General features: G+C 48.8%; 13 protein-coding genes and 1 riboswitch. Of the genes, 6 read left to right on the top strand and 7 right to left on the bottom strand.

Annotation, left to right across the window (positions count from 1 at the left end; all coding sequences use genetic code 11):
- The first annotated feature begins 2 nt into the window (after positions 1 to 2).
- The gene (locus BLW29_RS10870) at positions 3 to 776 is read left to right on the top strand and encodes a sugar phosphate isomerase/epimerase family protein (protein ID WP_090979297.1); all 774 of its coding nucleotides are present in this window, start codon (positions 3 to 5) and stop codon (positions 774 to 776) included.
- A 21-nt stretch (positions 777 to 797) separates the two neighbouring features.
- Here BLW29_RS10870 and BLW29_RS10865 read toward each other — a convergent pair whose 3' ends face one another.
- Complete coding sequence (locus tag BLW29_RS10865) at positions 798 to 1,667, bottom strand: AraC family transcriptional regulator (RefSeq protein WP_090979295.1); 870 nt, start codon at positions 1,665 to 1,667, stop codon at positions 798 to 800.
- Positions 1,668 to 1,833: 166 nt separating this feature from the next.
- On the opposite strand from BLW29_RS10865, the gene BLW29_RS10860 reads away from it, so the two are divergent.
- The 3 genes from BLW29_RS10860 (at position 1,834) to BLW29_RS10840 (ending at position 7,851) form a co-directional block, all read left to right on the top strand.
- Entirely contained in the window at positions 1,834 to 2,913 is a 1,080-nt protein-coding gene (locus BLW29_RS10860) for a Gfo/Idh/MocA family protein (RefSeq protein WP_090979293.1), read from the top strand.
- A 191-nt stretch (positions 2,914 to 3,104) separates the two neighbouring features.
- A riboswitch (cyclic di-GMP riboswitch) is annotated at positions 3,105 to 3,198 on the top strand.
- Positions 3,199 to 3,284: 86 nt separating this feature from the next.
- A complete protein-coding gene (locus BLW29_RS31150) occupies positions 3,285 to 5,063 on the top strand; it encodes an ATP-binding protein (protein WP_177186580.1) in 1,779 nt (592 codons plus the stop codon).
- Positions 5,053 to 7,851 carry a bifunctional diguanylate cyclase/phosphodiesterase gene (locus BLW29_RS10840; protein WP_177186579.1) on the top strand — a complete coding sequence of 933 codons (2,799 nt, stop codon included), beginning with the start codon at positions 5,053 to 5,055 and terminating at the stop codon, positions 7,849 to 7,851. Before BLW29_RS31150 ends, BLW29_RS10840 begins: the two co-directional genes overlap by 11 nt.
- A gap of 92 nt (positions 7,852 to 7,943) precedes the next feature.
- Here the strand turns inward: BLW29_RS10840 and BLW29_RS31395 are convergent, their stop codons facing one another.
- From BLW29_RS31395 to BLW29_RS10825, 6 genes are all read right to left on the bottom strand, one after another.
- Positions 7,944 to 8,096 (bottom strand): DUF6254 family protein, encoded by a 153-nt coding sequence (locus BLW29_RS31395; RefSeq protein ID WP_177186578.1) that lies wholly within the window; start codon positions 8,094 to 8,096, stop codon positions 7,944 to 7,946.
- A gap of 86 nt (positions 8,097 to 8,182) precedes the next feature.
- Entirely contained in the window at positions 8,183 to 8,284 is a 102-nt protein-coding gene (locus BLW29_RS32095) for a cytochrome bd oxidase small subunit CydS family protein (protein ID WP_371264703.1), read from the bottom strand.
- A gap of 25 nt (positions 8,285 to 8,309) precedes the next feature.
- Complete coding sequence (locus BLW29_RS10835) at positions 8,310 to 9,335, bottom strand: cytochrome d ubiquinol oxidase subunit II (RefSeq protein ID WP_090979289.1); 1,026 nt, start codon at positions 9,333 to 9,335, stop codon at positions 8,310 to 8,312.
- Entirely contained in the window at positions 9,332 to 10,687 is a 1,356-nt protein-coding gene (locus tag BLW29_RS10830; RefSeq protein WP_090979287.1) for a cytochrome ubiquinol oxidase subunit I, read from the bottom strand. The genes BLW29_RS10835 and BLW29_RS10830 overlap by 4 nt, the downstream gene beginning before the upstream one ends.
- A 46-nt stretch (positions 10,688 to 10,733) precedes the next feature.
- Entirely contained in the window at positions 10,734 to 10,859 is a 126-nt protein-coding gene (locus tag BLW29_RS31735; RefSeq protein ID WP_256208525.1) for a hypothetical protein, read from the bottom strand.
- 357 nt (positions 10,860 to 11,216) lie between these two features.
- Positions 11,217 to 11,702, bottom strand: coding sequence for a winged helix-turn-helix domain-containing protein (locus BLW29_RS10825; protein WP_177186577.1), 486 nt, complete (start codon positions 11,700 to 11,702; stop codon positions 11,217 to 11,219).
- A gap of 896 nt (positions 11,703 to 12,598) precedes the next feature.
- On the opposite strand from BLW29_RS10825, the gene BLW29_RS10815 reads away from it, so the two are divergent.
- Positions 12,599 to 14,416 (top strand): cache domain-containing sensor histidine kinase, encoded by a 1,818-nt coding sequence (locus BLW29_RS10815; protein ID WP_090979281.1) that lies wholly within the window; start codon positions 12,599 to 12,601, stop codon positions 14,414 to 14,416.
- Positions 14,413 to 15,948, top strand: coding sequence for a response regulator transcription factor (locus BLW29_RS10810; RefSeq protein ID WP_090979279.1), 1,536 nt, complete (start codon positions 14,413 to 14,415; stop codon positions 15,946 to 15,948). Before BLW29_RS10815 ends, BLW29_RS10810 begins: the two co-directional genes overlap by 4 nt.
- Positions 15,949 to 16,105 lie beyond the last annotated feature (157 nt).

Raw genomic sequence — 16,105 nt, 5'->3', positions numbered from 1 at the left:
GAATGGTTGCTTATGGTTGGTGCAGAGGGATCGAGGACGCGGAGCTGCTTCACAAATACGGGTATGATTACATCGAGTGTCCTCTGTCCGCTCTGCAGCTGGAGAACGAGGTCTTGCACCGAGAATTGCTGCGTGCTTATAAGGAAAGTCCGCTTCCTGTCTATGCGTTTAACTTGTTTTTCCCTGGGGATATTAAAGTAGTCGGTCCCGATGTAGAACCGGAGCGTATCCGGCGCTATGTATATCGTGCCGCGCAAGCGATGCATGAGATCGGTGCGAAAATTTCCGTGCTTGGAAGCGGGGGAGCGCGCAACATACCGGATGGATGGGAGCGTAATCGGGCGGAGGATCAGATGCTTCACTTACTTAGCTGGATTTCGGAGGAGTTTACGGGAAGCGGCGTAACGCTGGCTATTGAACCGCTGAACAAGAAAGAGACGAATCTGATCGGCTCTGTGGCCGAAGCTGTTCAATTCGCCAAACAAATCAATCACCCTGCCATTCGGGTGCTGGCTGATTTCTATCACATGGATGAGGACAGCGAAGCGCTGGACACATTGACTGCTAATAAGGACTGGCTTGCGCATATTCACATCGCTGATACGGGCAGACGATCACCGGGAACCGGGCAATATCCATACGCGGACTTTGCCGCGCAGCTGACGGCAGCAGGCTACAAGGGCGGAATCTCCGCGGAATGCAGCCTTCAGCAACCAGACGAGGAATTATCGGCCAGTCTGACTTTCATGAAACAACAATTCCATCGGCTGGGCTGATGTCCCTGCGGGACATTGCTGTTAAGCGCGGTTCCACTCCAGCATTTTCTTCTGAAATTGCTTAGGCGAGCAATCATTGTATTTCTTGAACATCTTGTAGAAGTGAGCCATATTCGGCATGCCGATCCGGTCGCCGACCTCGGAGACGCTGAGGTCCTTCGTGAGCAGAATGCGCTCGGCCCATTTGATCTTGCGATAATTCACATACTCCGTGAAGGACATGCCGATCGCCTTCTTGAAGAATTTAACGAAATAATAGTAGCTCATATTGGCGAGCTTCGATACTTCTTCTACTTGGATGCGGTCGGTCAGATGTTCTTCCACGTAGTCGATCACGCCTCGAAGACGAGCACGATCGAAGTCATCATGATCAGCAAGCACTTTCCTGGAATCCCCCCGGATGAGCAGAAGGAGCAGCTTCTTTATGTACATGCTGACGGCAAGCTCATACCCGCTTTGCTTGGTCGTGACTTCCTGCAGAATGCCGCGGATACATTCCGATGCCTCTGCTCGTGCGGATTCATTTTCTTGGAAAATGTAATTCGCTCGACTGAGCGGATTCTTCGTTTCGGAGAAAAATCGCATATATGGCATGGAGCTTTGGTCGATAAATTGCTCCAAATCGAACTGCAAGACGATATAATTCAGCGGGCTGCTCATGCTGCGATCGCGATGAAGCTGCCTTGCACCGATCAATGCGATGTCGCCCGTTTGTAGTTTTATGCACTCATCTTCAATATTTACGTCAAGTTCGCCGGTGATCACAAGCAGCAATTCGATTTCTCGATGATAATGCCAATTGATAAACAGATCGTTATTCCGCAGGGATTGAAACACTTTGATGGAGAGCAGCGGGTTCTCGTAAACGACCTTCTCATTGTAAAATTCCACGGTACCATCCCTTCAATAACAAAATCACATAAAACCATACCTATATAGCGCCTATATTTTAGTGGACAAGTTCGGATATACTGTAGTCATTGTATGTCTCTCTATCTAGCTGACACACATACTACAAATTATATCATTTCGAGGCTCATGGAGGTAGAAATTTAAAATGTCAAAAGTACGTGTAGGCATTATTGGCTGCGGCGGTATCGCCAACGGTAAACATCTCCCAAGTTTGGCCCAAGTCAAAGACGCTGAAATCGTAGCTTTCTGCGATATCATTGTTGAGAAGGCTGAACAAGCAAAAGCGAAATACGGCACAGAAGAAGCAAAAGTATATTCTGACTATAAACTACTGCTTCAAGACGCGTCGATCGACGTGATCCACGTTTGTACGCCTAACGATTCCCATGCGGTTATCTCCATCGACGCTTTGGAAGCTGGCAAACACGTGCTTTGCGAGAAGCCAATGGCTAAAACAGCTGCTGACGCTCGTAAAATGCTTGAAGTTGCACAACGTACCGGCAAAAAACTCAGCATCGGTTACAACAACCGTTACCGTGCAGACAGCCGTTACCTGAAAGAAGCTTGCGATGCAGGCGAGCTTGGCGAAATTTACTTCGCTAAAGCACATGCAATCCGTCGTCGTGCAGTTCCGACATGGGGCGTATTCTTGGATGAAGAGAAACAAGGCGGCGGACCGCTTATCGATATCGGTACTCACGCACTTGACCTTGTATTGTGGATGATGGACAACTACAAGCCGAAAGTCGTACTTGGCCGCGCTTACCACAAGCTGTCCCAAACCGAGAACGCTGCGAATGCTTGGGGCCCTTGGGATCCAAAACAATTCACAGTTGAAGATTCCGCTTTCGCTATGATCACAATGGAGAACGGTGCAACTGTAATCCTTGAATCCAGCTGGGCGCTTAACTCGCTTGAAGTCGATGAGGCTAAAGTTTCCCTCAGCGGTACTAAAGCAGGCGCTGACATGAAAGACGGTCTTCGTTTCAATGGCGAGCACAACAGCCGCCTATATGTTAACAAAGTCGAACTGAACAGCGGCGGCGTTGCTTTCTACGAAGGCGCGAGCGAAACTGCAGAAGTTCTTGAAGCTAGCATGTGGATCGATGCTGTTAAGAACGACAAAGAAACTTTCGTTAAACCAGAGCAAGCGCTTGTGGTTTCCGAAATTCTTGAAGCGATCTACGAGTCTTCCCGTACGGGCAAGGCTGTATACTTCGAGTAGTAGTACAACCAATGAAGCCGGGGATGGCCTTGTCATCTCCGGCTTTTTTGTATCATTAACGATGTTACATATTTTTTGGAGGTTCGACAAAATCAGTCAAAGTTCTACGTTATTCGCTCTGTACAGTTCTGTGAAAACACCTATAATGAGAATTAAATCGAACATTATAGCAATATTTTACAACTAAATACCTAAGACAAAGGCAAACCATAGGAAATTATGGGACGCAAAGCCGTGGCCTAAGGGATCACTTCCTGTGATGCTAAGGTAGACAAGGCTGCCGAGTAGATGGAAACCATCCTATTCGGATGGTTTTTTTGTTGCCATTTTGCATCCTGCATGCTAAGTCAATGAACCGAAGGAAGGTTAGCATGGCACCTATCGCACTCGTCGCCATTTCATTTGTACTCGTATTCAGCTCATCCTTAATCCTCTTTCATCTTTACGGGCGCATGAATGCAGCCAGGTACACGACTTTCTTCTGGCTTATGAGTGCTGCTTTTGTTTTCGGTATCGGGGTTTGGTCCATGCATTTTGTGGCCTTGCTGGCGTATCCGTTCCCGGTTAAGGTGATGTATCATTTCGGTTATGTGTTTCTGTCGATGGGCGTGTTAATCGTCTTGTCGGCGTTTGCGCTCCTCTTGTTCGAACGTGCTTCGCAGCGAAATCGGACAAGCTTGCTCATTCTGGGCAGCTTGGTACAGACATGCGGCATCGCAGCGATGCACTACATCGGGATGAGAGCCATCAAGGCCCATGCGACGCTCCATTATCAGTCATCCACAGGTTTAATATCCATCGTAGTTCTGGCTCTCGTGTTAGGCTTCATCTTCACAAGACAGCGTTTCCAACTCCGTCGTCAAAGCCGGTTGCGGCAGTTCATCCACGCTCTATCGCTATCCATAGCTATTGAATTTCTTCATTACAGCAATATGCCCATGATGCATGGCACTACAACGCTGCACGCAGGTGAAGAAGCTGTAGCCTTATCGCAAAATCAATTCTTTCTCGCCATTAGCATAAGTTTGATCGTATCCGTCATCTGCATGTATTCGATTGTCATTATGATGATTGACAGTCGCTTAAAGCAAAGCGAAGAACGGCTTAAGCGGATGAACGAAGCCTATTCGCATATTTTAGATTCGGTGGCCGAAGGCATCTACCGTTTGGACGAGCGGGGCAAGGTCATCTTCTGGAATCAAGCCGCTGTGAACTTAACCGGATTCGAGGCGAACGAAGTATTTGGGCGAAAGGTTGAGCTTCGGGCTATGAAGTCGGCTGGTGAGGAATGGGATCCTGTCGAGAAGGTTCATCGCACCGGCAACGCTGAATATGTGGCGGATGACTTGTTTCGCCGGAAGAATGGTTCGACGTTCCCGGTGGAATATCATATTACGCCCATGCAGGGTAGAGGCGAACAAGCCGGTGTTGTCATCAATTTCACGGATCTGACGCAGCGCAAGGAGCAAGAGTCGTTCATCGTGGAGTCGGAGAAGCTGGCGATGGCGGGCCAACTGGCTGCCGGTATCGCGCATGAGATTCGAAACCCGCTTACGGCGATTAAAGGATTTATGAAGCTGTTTCAGAACGGAATAACCAAGATGGAGTATGTCACGATTATTACATCGGAGGTTGTTCGGATGGAAGGCATCATCAACGAGCTGCTCCTGCTTGCGAAGCCACAAATCAGCCGGTTTCAAGCGACTGATCTAAGTGAGCTGCTAACCGGTGTCTATACACTGCTGGAATCACAGGCCCATCTGAACAATGTGGATATCAAGCTGCATTTCGCGGAGCCGGAGCTGCATATCTACTGCGATGAAAGCCAGATCAAACAGGTATTTATTAATCTCATCAAGAACGCAATCGAAGCAACGGAGGGAGGCGGCGAAATTCAAATTACTGTAGAACGGGTTGGCAACCAGTTGATGACCTCGATTGCAGACAATGGCTGCGGTATTCCGGGGGATGTGCTTGAGCAGGTGGGAAGCCCCTTTTTTACGACGAAGGAGCAGGGAACCGGCCTTGGACTTATGATCAGTAACAAAATTATTTCCAGTCATGGCGGGACAATATCTATTGCCAGCAATATGGGAGAGGGTACGACGTTTCAAGTCACACTCCCTGGGGGGTATCGAGATGGTGCATAATCATATCGAAGGAAGCTATAACTGGTTCTTGGTATGTCTGTCGTTTATTATTGCGCTGTTCGCTTCGTATACGGCATTGAATATAGCCAGACGAGTGCTGATGTCTGAGGGCTGGAAGAAGAGAGGATGGCTGCTGGGCGGAGCAGTCGTTATGGGCGTTGGGATTTGGTCGATGCATTTTATCGCGATGCTCGCTTTTCACCTGCCAAGCGGCGTGACCTATAATTTTGTAACCGTTCTCGTATCGATTGGTGTTTCTATTGTCGGCGCTTTTATCGGTTTCGGTATTGCCAGCCATTCGGGACGCGGTACGCCAAGGCTGATTGTGGGCGGTACCATTATGGGACTTGCAATCACCGGTATGCATTACATTGGCATGTATGCCTTGACGGGAATAACGATAACTTACAGTCCCTCTATCTTCACACTTTCGATCCTTATCGCTGTGCTAGCATCGATTGTTGCTTTGCTCTTCTCCTTCCGCAGAAATAATCATTATTGGCTGAGCGGCTTCATCATGGGCATAGCTGTTACGGGTATGCACTATACGGGCATGTCAGCGGCTCATATGTCGATGCCGGTCAATATGTTAAGTCGTACGGCAGATGCGCAGGCGATGGATTTTATCGAAATGGCGATCTATGTAGCCTTTGGCACAATCGTGATTATGGCTGTCAGCTTGATCAGCTCGATGAATGTCGATAAGAAGCTGTCCGAGCAATTGTCGCTTAAAGGCTCGATACTGGAGTCGGCGATCGACTGCCTCATCATGTTCGATCATAAAGGAGCCATATTTGAATTTAATCCGGCAGCGGAGAACCTCTTCGGCTATTCGAGAAGCGAGGTCATCGGCAAATCGATTGAAGATGTATTGATGCCTGGGCTGCCTCGAGATAGAACGACGATGAACGGAATGCTGTGCAGTGGTGATACAACGTTGCTCGGCAAACGGGTTGAGACGATGCTCCCGCGCGGGTATGGCGGCGAATTTCCCGCAGAAATTATCGTCACCCGCATTCGCAGAGAGAAGTTTCCCGTCTTCACGATGTATTTACGAGACTTAACGGAGCGCCGGCTTGTAGAAGAAGCGCTGCGCGAGAGTGAGGAGCGCTATCGGAAACTGATCGATTTCTCGCCGGAGCCCATTCTCGTTCATTATCATGGCGTTATCTCCTTCGTGAACGAAGCGGCGCTGCGGATATTCGGTGCCGAGCAGGATGGCTTGATCGGGAGAGGTTTCCTGGAGCTGGTTCATCCAGAATGCCTGGCATCCGCTGCGCAGTGGCTGGAGCGCGTGGGGAACGGATCGGCTAATGGAGATCCCATTGAGCTGAAGATGCATAAGCTCAATGGCACGATGATCGACATTGAAGCGAAGTCGATTCTGGTTCATTTTGCCGGACAAGCCTTGATTCAAACGATCGCATGGGATATTACGGATAAGAAAAGCTACGAGAATACGATCAGGCAGCTGGCTTATTATGATATGCTGACCGGGCTGCCGAACCGCAACTGGTTCAACCTCTCTTATCCCGAGCTGCTGCTAAGTGTGAGCGCCAGAGGGCAGCAAGCGGCGCTTATGTTTCTGGATTTGGATCGGTTCAAGCTGATTAACGATACGATGGGACATTTGATGGGAGACCGGCTGCTGCAACATTTTGCAGCTGTGCTGAGTGAGACGATTGGAGACAATCGTAAGGTTGCGCGTTTGAGCGGGGATGAGTTTGTGGCGATCATTCAGGATTGCAACCGCTCGGAGCTGGAGCTCATGGCGGAAACCTTGATTAGACGAGTGGCCGAGCCGATCCAGGTGGAGGGTCAGGACATTTTCATTACATCCAGCATTGGCATTGCGATTTATCCCGAGGATGGCGAGACGCTGGAAATGCTGCTGCAAAATGCGGATACAGCGATGTATGCGGCCAAAGAGAAAGGAAAGAATCAATTCCAGTTCTTCGAATGGTCGATGAACCATTGTCAGGCAAGGCGGATGAACATCGAGAAGGCACTGCCGGCAGCGATTGAAGAGCAGGCTTTCCATCTTGTTTATCAACCGATGGTTAATGCCCAGCAAGGTCATTTGATCGGCGTAGAAACGTTGGCTCGCTGGGAGCATCCGGAGCTGGGAACGGTTTCGCCGTGTGAATTCATTCCGGTTGCCGAGAGCACCGGTCACATTATCGGGCTTGGCGAATGGATTCTGCTCATGGCCTGCAAGCAAATGAAAGACTGGCATGATGCGGGCCTCCCTCGGATTCCGGTGGCTGTTAATTTCTCGGTCATTCAGTTTAACCAAGATCAAGTCGTAGATATGATTGTTCGTGTGCTGGAGCAAACCGGCCTGGATGCCAGCTATTTGGTTGTGGAAATTACCGAAAGCATGGCCATGCAGCATAATGCGACGATCGTCAGCAAGCTCCATGCGCTGAAGCAGCTGGGCGTTTCGATTTCGATTGACGACTTTGGGACGGGCTACTCGTCCTTATGTTATCTGAGACGGTTTCCAATCGATACGCTCAAGATTGACAAATCCTTCGTACAGGATATTTCCGGTGCAGGGGAGGATACCGCGATTGTGGAAGCGATCATCGCGATGGCGCGCAGCCTGAAGCTGCAGGTATTGGCCGAAGGGGTCGAAACGGAGCAGCAATCCAAGCGCCTCTGCGAGCTGGGCTGTACGGATATGCAAGGCTACTGGCACAGCAGACCGTTGTCGATCCAGCAGTTTGAGCAAACGTATATGAGCGCGGTATATCTGGCAAGGGCAGAAGCGGCAGCTGCGAGATGACGCAAAGGCTTGGTGTTGAAACATCGTCGCGAGCGACTGCTGCAAAAGAATAGCCTCCATCACAATCCGTGATGGAGGCTTCTTCATGCGGACTAGTCGCCGTTATTGCGGGCGTTCTCATAGCCGGCTACGCCGGAGGTGCCTTCGTCAGAGATTTCGGCCAACGATTTGACCTCGCCATGAGGCTTCTGGTTCTGCTTACGGCTCTTCCAAGCGTTTTCTCTGCGGTTCTTCGAAGATGTCATAGTCGGTGTATGCTCCTTCATAAATGAGTGTGATTGCTGGATTGTACTCATCTATCGTGTGCGATTAGGCCGATTCTTATGACAAATTAACGTTTCGGTTTCGGCTTCCGGGCACCCCACCAGAACAGAAATCCTACAGACAATCCAACAACTAGAAACGGTGCGACGAAGATCAGAAATGGCTCCATTTCGGTTCAACCTCCTCCGGTAGGGTTATTTGCCGCGCTTGCCTTGAACGTATTTGGTATCAAACAAGAACAACCGCATGAGCAGGTACAGCGACGGAACGAGCAGCAGCAGTCCGAGAATGAAGACGGATATCAGCGCAATCGCCATCGGTTCGCTGGTGAAATTATCGTGAATCGTTAAATACGGATATAGAATGTACGGCAAGTGAGCCGCGCCATAACCGAAGAACGCGAAGCCGAACTGCAGCATGACGAAGATGAAGGACAGTCCAAGTCGTTTGCGCGTCCATACATGATAGACCGCGATCAGGAAGCAGGCGAAGGATACGACGAACATCCACGCGTGCTCCGTCATCCGCTGGTAATGCTCCGCGTTATGACCGCGAATGGCGAAGAATACGAGCAGGCTGCTTAGAATCGTGGGTGCACTCCAGGCGAGCGCGTATTTGCGCACCACCTCGAAGGCACCGCGATCGTTCGCGCGATTAGCGTAATAGCTGAGAAACATGGCCGAGATATAGAGTACACTGACTAGCGCCAGCAGCACTACCGTCCACGAATACGTGCTTTGGAGCAGCTTGCTGAACAGGAAGCTGACTTGACCGGAATCGCTCACTTCAATGTAGCCGCCCTCCGAAATCGTCATCACGGTAGACAAGGAAGCGGGAATAAGCAGTCCGCTTGCTCCGTAGAGCAGCATGTAGAAGCGATTATTCTTGTTAGTACCGTACGTGTTGAAGGCGTAATAGGAGCCTCGAATGGCCAGCAGGATGACGGCGATACTACCCGGAACGAGCAGGGCGGTACCGTAATAGTAAGCCGTGTCCGGGAAGAATCCCACCATGCCCACGAAGAAGAAGACGAGAAAGACGTTCGTCACTTCCCAGACCGGTGAGAGATAACGTTCGATAATATTGTTGATTACGTGGCGTTTGCCCGTAATGGTGCTGTAATAGCTGAAGAAGCCTGCGCCAAAATCAATCGAAGCGACAATCAAGTAACCGAACAGGAAGATCCAGAGGACGGTTATGCCAAGTACTTCGTAGCTCATTGCTCGTCGCCTCCTTTAATGCCTTTAGCCTCGATTTCTTGCTCAGCCGAGTTGCTGCGGAACATGCGGGTTAAGACGGTGACCGATGAGATGGCAAGTACAATGTACAGCAGTGCGAATACCCACAGCATCGTATCCACATGATCGGATACCGTTGCGCCTTCCGAGGTGCGCATGATGCCGCGAAGAATCCAAGGTTGACGGCCAACCTCGGAGAAAATCCAACCATGCTCAATGGTCAACATCGCAAGCGGAGCCGCCAATATAATGCCGCGGAGTATCCATTTGTTGCTGAAAGCGAGCTCGCGCTTGCGCCATAGGAGGAGCATGAACGCCGATGCGATTAAGACCATCATCGCAACGAAGCCCATTTTCAGATCGAACAGGTAATGAATATAGAGCGGCGGATGCTCGTCTTCCGGGATGTCATTCAATCCGGTAACTTCCGCATTAGGCACGCCATGGGCGAGAATACTAAGCGCGAACGGGATTTTGAGACCATACTTGACTTCATTGTCTTCGGTCAGAATTCCACCGAGCACAAGCGGTGCTTCGGATGTCGTTTCGAAATGCCACTCCATAGCTGCAAGCTTCTCGGGCTGATATTTAGCTAGATACTTGCCGGATAAGTCGCCAATGAGGGCACTTGAGATTAAGAAGATGAAGGCGGAAACCATCGTTAACTTGAGCGCTTTCTTGTAGTACACATGATTGCGGCCTTTAAGCAGGGACCAAGCGGAAATCGCGGCAAGGACGAACGCGCAGGTTAGGTAAGCTGTAACGAGCACATGCGAGACTTTGGTCGGCATCGCAGGGCTCAGCATCGCGCCGAATGGTGAGATGGCGGTGATCTTGCCGTCTTCCACCGTAATACCGGCAGGCGCATTCATGAATGCGTTGACGACTGTAATGAAGAAGGCCGAGGCGGACGAACCGATAACGATGGGAACGAGCAGCCAGAAGTGTGTCATTCTGCTCTTGAACCGATCCCAAGTGTAGAGGTAGATACCTAGAAAGATGGCTTCGAAGAAGAAGGCGAACGTCTCCATAAAGAGCGGAAGCGCGATGGACTGACCGGCTACCTTCATGAAGCTTGGCCACAGCAGACTGAGCTGCAGACCAATCGCAGTCCCCGTTACAACGCCAACCGCCACCGTAATGACGAAGCCCCGTGCCCATCTGCGAGCCATAAGCAAGTAATGCTCATCATTGCGTTTGATCCCGATCCACTCGGCGAGCGCAATCATAAGCGGAATCCCGACACCTATCGTAGCGAAAATAATATGGAAAGCAAGCGTGAGTCCTGTGAGCATTCGGCTGTACATGACCGGATCGTAACTGCTAAGCAGCATATGTAATCCCTCCCAAGTGCTTGATGTAGTAATGAATGGATATTAATTATTTAAACACATATCGAGATAGAGAGAGCAGCATAATGACCGCAACGATGATGCAAAGCAAGATAAGGCGTTTCTCTTGTTTGGCTACACGGCTGTCTTTCGGGTTATGCGGGCGACCGGCCAATAGGATCCCTTCTCTCATGTAGATGTGATGTAGTGGCTACACGCTTATTATAGCCGATCTATGTGATTATTTTCACATGAATTGTGACGAGGGTTTGAATTCTGGATACACAAGTAACATGCAATAAAAAGTTACTGATGAGAGAAAATAAAGTTTGTTAAGGAAAATAAAGTGTGTTAGTCGAACTGGGAGATCAAGTCGAAATCAGTGGGACTTTATTTTCACGTCCACGACTGCTGCTGTTCCGTTTCAAGGATCAGTCTAATACTTATTTTCAGAGCCTGACCTTTGGCAAACCACGTCTTCTGAATGGCTTGATAATCACGAATCATGCTTTCATCTTCAAACAAGATGTGATTAATTTCGCCGTTCTCGTAATTTTTTTAACCTGGGGAAGATGGTTTCGACAAACTGACGCTGCTTTTCTTCGTCAGCAGCTGCCAGTGTGTAGGTTGGCTTGGTATAGCTCAGTCCCATTCGATGCATCAATTTGGAGATGCCGCGAATCGAGTAATCCTGTTTGAACTCCCGGTTGATGTATTCTCCGATGATTTCCAGCGTCCAATTATACTTCGCCGTGAATCCAACATTATGCGGAACGAAATCCATAATGGTTTGCCTGAGCTTTGCCTGTTGTTCAGGTGATAATTGTTCGGGGGGACCGGGTGAAAACTTCATTTGCAACCCGTCAAGCCCATGCTTGCGGTATTTGCGAAGATTGGCGGCAACCGTGCTTTCTTTTCTTCCGATCGCAAGAGCAGCATCTTCATCTGATTTACCAAGAAGATGCAGCCGAACAGTCTGATAGCGTTCAAACGTTGTCTGTGTATCTAAACAGTTCAAGAATCTCAACATCAAAACCGCGTGGATTCAATACATCGATTACATCCTATAGTCTGAAAAACACATATCGCGGCAAATCGGAGTACCTTATCTTGTTTGGTGCTTCATCTCCTCTATTTGTATCTGTATTTCTTTTTGTTGACGTTCTTGTTCTTGTTTTTCCAATTGGGACTGAATTTGTTCTTGTCTAGCTTGTTCAAGTGCAATAGTTTGGCCGATAGTCGTTATCACATCTCCGGCTGTTGTAAGAAGCTGTCCAATGAATTGTAGGATATCGGGCAAGTTATTTCCGGCTTCAACTATGGTACTAACTACATTACTTTTTTGTTTTATATTTTTTTATTCATACTAATCTTGTTACCCATACATAGATATCCCCTCGACTTACCCAAAACTGATTTGGTTAATCCATCAAGATAACTAGCTTACTGAAAGAATTCCTTACTGTTGTGCTTCAATTTATATTATGAGAAAGAGTAGCTATAGGGAACTGTAGCAGCCCGCAGGATGTTTCTCAGTACAAAGGCGGGTATCAAGCTTCATGTGCGACTGGTATTTGTCGGAGAACGAGGATGTTATATCGGATAAGGCAACGATCTCCGCTTCTAAAGGATGAACTATATGACACAAACCCATTTGGAACAGATTTTCGCTGTTTGTATTGGAGTTATCACATATTTTGTTTGAGGGAATCCCTGCACAATCTTTCCGTCGTACGGTGGAACTTGCCAAGACAGAAAAACTGGGCTTATAACCGGTTCTAGCTGGCTGAGCATCATAGAATGCCATTCGTTTTGAAGGACAGGCAAGGTAATCCGCTTTATTTCGTTGATTTCCGTCTGCAAATGCCCTATACTCGCGAATGAAAACGTTCGCAAAATGAAATGGGTGAGGTTATGAAGGTGCTTAAAAATCATTGGCTTCAAATGGGTCTTAGGCAAAAGCTGATTGTGGCATTTGCTTGTTTCATCGTGATCCCGTACATCATAATTGGCGGCACATTATCCTGGCTGTTCGTCCAATCCAATAAGCGGATGATCCTCGACGCGACCTTGGCTAACAATAGGCAAATTGCGCAAAATATCGATACATCGCTATCCCCGCTATTGCGATTGACAATGGTTCCTGTGCAAAACAAAGCGCTGTTCCAGTTGATGCGGAAGGATTACGAGGCCGCTGCGTTTCCATTGCTGGAAAGGTCACAAGCGTTTGACGAGGTCGGGGATTTGTTCCGGAACAGCATTATGCTGTATACGGATCTGATCAATTCAGCCGTTATCTACCAGAGCAAGAATAACATGATCCTCGGAAGAAGCAATAATGACTATATGAATCATGCTTATTTAGAGCACGAATTCTATCATGAACCGTTTGTTCAAACGATTCTAAGTCAGCATGGAAAGTATGTTTCCGTAGGCATCCATGAGGAAAGACTGCTTTCCATAAAACCTACGCCCGTCGTTTCCATCGGACGAGCGGTGGTTGATCCGTTCTCGAAAGAGAAACTCGGGTTTATCCTGTTTAATATCAACGTGGAAAATCTAAAGTCGCTGTGGAGCGATATTCAATTTACAAAGCATGCGCGGTATTACCTAGTAGATCAGAACGCGAACATTATATACAGCAAAGACGGCGGCGACATCGGTAAATCGGCCGAAGCCGTGCTGGGCAAGAGTTTCCAAACCATTGCCGGAGGAGGCAAGGAACAATTATACCAAGACAAGCAATACTATGCGATTAAAGCAACCTCAAGCCTGTCCGGCTGGAGCGCGGTGACCGTTATACCTAAACATGAGCTGTTCGGCTTCGTGGACACGATTCTGCGAACGATCGCCATCTCGCTATTCGTACTGCTTGGCTTATCGATCGCCGCGTCGATTTATATTGCGACCGGCGTCACGAAACCGCTGCGCCGATTAGAACGGCAAATGAAGCTCGTTTCCCAAGGCGAGCTCGATATATCCATTGACATTCAGCATGGCGAAGTCGGCAAAATCGGCGTCACGATCAATCGGATGCTTCGAGACATAAGAAGGATGATCCGTACCATCTATACGGAAGAGCAAGAGAAACGAAGGCTGGAAACCCTTGCTTTGCAATCACAGATAAGGCCTCATTTCATGTACAATACCTTGAACTCGATCAAGTGGATGGCCAAGATGCAGGGAGCGTCCGGCATCGAAGAGGCGCTGACCGCGTTTTCGTCGGTGATCCAATTTACAGCCAGAACGCAGCTTGATTTCGTCAGCGTCAGGGAAGAAATTCAATTCATACGCGATTACTCGAAGATCTTGGACATCCGTTATTTGGGTAAGTTCGAGCTGACGTTTGATATCGATGAAGAGGTTTGGGATTATCAAATCTTGAAGTTTCTGCTTCAACCCTTGGTCGAGAACGCGATCTTTCACGGATTCGATACCATCCCCTATAAAGGGAAGCTTGAGATCCGCGTCCACGAAGAAGAGGGGAACATCAGGATAACGGTGACGGATAACGGGAGAGGCATGTCTCCTCAGCAGCTGGGGAGCATGAATACTAGCAGGCATACGGATGATAATCTGAATGCCATTGGCATATCCAATATTCGCAAACGAATCGAGCTGCACTTCGGGACAAGCTACGGATTGACGATCACAAGCGTGGAGAACGCCGGCACTACGGCTTCCCTTCTTGTACCCGTAATCAAACAAGCATTCAAGGGAGACTCACAATGAAAATCATAATCGCGGACGATGAGCCGCTAGTCCGAATCGGCATTAAGTCGTCATTTAATTGGGCTGCAGCCGGAATGGAAATCGTCGGAGAAGCAGCGGACGGCGAGGAAGCGCTTCAATTAATCGAAGAGCTGCAGCCGGATATCGTAATCCTGGACATCAAGATGCCTAAGAAAGACGGCATCGAGGTATTAACGGCCTTGCGGGACCGCGGGATGAGAACCAAGGTGATCATTCTAAGCAGCTTCGACGATTTCGTTCACGTCAAACAAGCGATGCAGCTAGGCGCTTTGGATTATTTCCATAAACCGAGCATGAACGTTCAGGAGATCATGAGCTTGCTTCAAAATATCCAGGCGGAAGCGCGAGAAAACCGGATGAGCGGTGCGGAAGCAGTGGAGATCAAGCCGGGGAAGGCTGCGATTCTCCGGGAGCTGCTTGCAGGGAGCTCGGAACGCGCGGAAGAAACCAAGCTGAAGGAAAGCAATCTATACACGGTTTTGTTCACGGTCAAGCGGTTTGGACAGATTTTGAAGCGGTACACGCAGGGGAATGCAGCCTATCTGCCCGCCACCATTTTCAATATCGTCAGCGAGCTGTTAGCGAAGGAGCAGGAAACGGAATGTATGCAGCTGGAGTACAATGCGTTCCTCGTTGTCCTATCGCACGGCGATTCCAACAGTACGCAGGCTTCGTTCACGCATGTCAATGAAATCGTATATATGATTCACAACGCCATGAAACGTTTTCTCAATATTGAGCCTATTTTCGGCATTAGCAATGCCTTTCATGCGTATGCGGAGCTTCCTCAGGCCGTTGACCAGGCTAGAAGGGCACTCGACATGAAGTTTTACCATCCGAACGATCCGGTATTGTATTACCAGAACCGCAAACGTGACGATGAGTCGGTCCAAGAGCAGATCGGTGCGGCGATCGTGGCTATGAAGGACTGCTTGAAGGAGGAGAAATACGATTCATTCGCTGCTGCACTCGCAAGCTGGGAGCAGCTGCTCCAGAACTATGAAGGGATGAATGAAAGAGACGTCAAAAAGGTGTACGAGGGTCTTCTGTTCATGTTGTCGGTCGGAGACGACGAGGATCTGCCCGCCGGAGAAGCCGCCCAGCTTGATGATTTTACGGAATGCTCGTCTTACTATCACGCCGTGTTTAACGAGAAGCTGCGGGCCCGCATTATTGGGAAAAACAAGGAATATAGTCCGCTAATCCGGAACGTGGTCCAATTTATCAATACCCGCTACAGCGAGAATATCTCGCTTAAGCTGCTTGGCGATACGTTTCATTCCAGCCCGAACTATATCAGCAGACTCTTCAAGCAAGAGGTGGGCAGAGGCGTATTCGATTATCTGAACGTCGTGCGAATTCGGCAGGCCAAGGAGCTGCTAAAGGACTACCGAAACAAAATCTATGAAATTGCGGAAAAAGTCGGCTTTAACAGCCAGGTGCATTTTGCGATCGTGTTTAACAAATATGAAGGGATGTCGCCCTCGGACTATCGCAAGGAGCTTAGTTAGATAATATCGTTAAAGAAAAAGCATTTTAATTATAAAAAGGCGTGCCGGGCTGCTGCCTCGAGCGCCAAACAAGTTCATTTCGTTAAATGAAAGCCGATTTGAATGATTTTGATCGTGAAGACCAACCCTTATGCTTAGAGAGCAAATAATACGACAG

The organism is Paenibacillus sp. CF384, assembly GCF_900106745.1.
Taxonomy (GTDB): Bacteria; Bacillota; Bacilli; order Paenibacillales; family Paenibacillaceae; genus Paenibacillus_Z.
The sequence above is the reverse complement of the archived record's forward strand: the minus strand, read 5'-3'. Positions and strand labels throughout refer to the sequence as shown.